This is a genomic window from Mesorhizobium sp. M1E.F.Ca.ET.063.01.1.1 (genome assembly GCF_003998155.1).
GTDB lineage: Bacteria > Pseudomonadota > Alphaproteobacteria > Rhizobiales > Rhizobiaceae > Mesorhizobium.
Genome location: NZ_RZSC01000979.1, coordinates 1 through 1,869, shown reverse-complemented (window position 1 = coordinate 1,869; position 1,869 = coordinate 1). Strand labels below are relative to the sequence as shown.

Here is a 1,869-nt window from a genome sequence, read left to right as displayed (position 1 = left end):
GCGCTGGAGGCAGCGGGTAGCTTGATGGTCGTCTCTTTCCAGGTTGCCATCACCATCGGCGCGGTTGTCGGCGGCTATGTCGTGGACACCTATGGTGCCTCGGGGCCTTTGACCCTTACCGTCGTCCTTGCCGCATCGACACTCATGCTGGCGCTGCTACAGCCTCGTAGGTGAACTTTGCTACAACTGACCTAAAGCGCGTCGCGTGAGGCCGTTCAGACGCGACGCGCTTTAGGTTGTTGTCTTTATGCATGTCGTTGTCCCAAAACCGCTGCGCACCTTTGGGCGACATGCATTGGGCGGCCTGAATCCGGAACGCCGCGATATTGCAGCTTCGTTACACAAGTTTACGCGGCCCGGTCGTTGCGTGCCGCCACAATCAGAGGTTAAGCACGATCGGCTTTGGCCATTGGGAGGTGGCGGCGATGGGCCGCCGCCTTTTTTGAGGAGATGATTGACATGAAGAAGTTTTTGCTCGTCGCCGTGGGTGTTGCGGCGCTGGCCGTTTCGGCCTGTTCGAAGGGACCGGAGTGCACGCAGGAGATGGCCACCAAGAAGGCGCAGGACATGGCTGCCGCGCTTCAGGAAGCGATCACCAAGGATCCGAGCAAGGCGGCTGATCTGACGGCCAAGGTGCAGGCCGTGACGACGAAATACCAGAACGCCACGACACTCGACGAAGCCTGCAAGGCCTACGACGAAGTGACCGCCGCCATCAAGGGGTGAGCGAAGTCGTCAAATGGAGAGGCGGCAGCCCTTGGCTGCCGCCTTTTGCTTGCCTGGCCGAGGGCGCCTGCTCAGTTCTTGGCGATTGAACCGACTTCGACCGTGTCGACCCGCTTCAGGCTCATGCCGATGACCGGAACCAGCTGCTTGTTGACACGCACGGCCACCGTCACAGTCATCGAATTGTCGTCGGGGATACGGGCCTGCATAACGCCGTTCAACTGATTGCGGTTGATGGTGAAGACCACCTTCTGCGGATCGACGACATTGCCGCCGATGATGTCGAGCCCGTTGCCGGTCGAGCCGCCCATGAAATTGCCCTTGTAGCCTTCGCGGCCCTTGCGCTCGACGGAGGCCGACATCTTCTGCGTGAACACGCCGACCCGGCAGTCGCCGTCGAGCGTCATTCCGACCTTGCCATCAGGCGTGGAGCCGTTGAAATTGCAGGTGAATTTCGTGCCCTTGTATTTGCCGGCGATGATCTCGCCCGGGCCGATCCACTTGCCTTCCACGGAGCGAAAGAACTGCTTGTCCGGCTCTGCTCCAAGGGCTTTTCCGACGAGGCCGAGCGGTGCGGCTACTGCAACCGTCAGAGGCAGGACGCAGGACAAGATCACGCTTTTCATGGACGACACCCGGCACAACAGAGTCTGTATCTTGGGACAGAAACGACCATGAAGAAGATTGGTTAATGCTTCGTCACTGGCGGCCTTTTCGCTGTTTACCTTACTGCCCGGTCTTATTGGTCGCTCTGGCCATCCTTCCGGGTCGCGAACGAGGTCAGCGCCGAGAGGAAATCGCCAAGTCCGGGGCGCTTGATCGCGATGAACGGCAGCGGGCGCGCCGTTTCCATCGCCGCAATGCCGATGCGCGCCGTCATCATGCCGTTGACCACGCCTTCGCCGAGCTTTGCGGAGAGCTTCGCCGCAAGGCCGTGGCCGATGATCTGCTGCACGAAACTGTCGCCGACCGCGATCGAGCCGGTCACTGCGAGATGAGCGAGCACGCCGCGCGCCAGCCGGAGGAAACCGAGCGTGCCGGGGCGGCCGCCATAAAGCTCCGAGAGGCGCCGGATCAGCCTGCCGGCCTCGAACACGACATAGGCGACGTCGACGAGCGCGCGCGGGCTGACCGCCGTCACCA

The 1,869-nt window shown here is 61.6% G+C and carries 3 protein-coding genes and 1 pseudogene; 2 read left to right on the top strand and 2 right to left on the bottom strand.

What is annotated here, in order from left to right:
• Together EOA29_RS35025 and EOA29_RS35020 are read left to right on the top strand one after the other, a co-directional pair.
• Positions 1–174 (top strand): annotated as a pseudogene (locus tag EOA29_RS35025) (MFS transporter); the annotation flags it as partial.
• A gap of 285 nt (positions 175–459) precedes the next feature.
• Complete coding sequence (locus EOA29_RS35020; protein WP_126093780.1) at positions 460–726, top strand: hypothetical protein; 267 nt, start codon at positions 460–462, stop codon at positions 724–726.
• A gap of 71 nt (positions 727–797) precedes the next feature.
• Here the strand turns inward: EOA29_RS35020 and EOA29_RS35015 are convergent, their stop codons facing one another.
• Together EOA29_RS35015 and EOA29_RS35010 are read right to left on the bottom strand one after the other, a co-directional pair.
• Positions 798–1,352 carry a hypothetical protein gene (locus EOA29_RS35015; protein WP_126093781.1) on the bottom strand — a complete coding sequence of 185 codons (555 nt, stop codon included), beginning with the start codon at positions 1,350–1,352 and terminating at the stop codon, positions 798–800.
• 113 nt (positions 1,353–1,465) lie between these two features.
• A partial coding sequence (locus tag EOA29_RS35010; protein WP_127222302.1) for a TIGR01620 family protein occupies positions 1,466–1,869 on the bottom strand: 404 nt, incomplete at its 5' end.

Bases quoted from the DNA above. Each gene is read 5' to 3' on its own strand.
- EOA29_RS35020 (WP_126093780.1), top strand. From the start codon at position 460: ATGAAGAAGTTTTTGCTCGTCGCCGTGGGTGTTGCGGCGCTGGCCGTT.
- EOA29_RS35015 (WP_126093781.1), bottom strand. From the start codon at position 1,352: ATGAAAAGCGTGATCTTGTCCTGCGTCCTGCCTCTGACGGTTGCAGTA.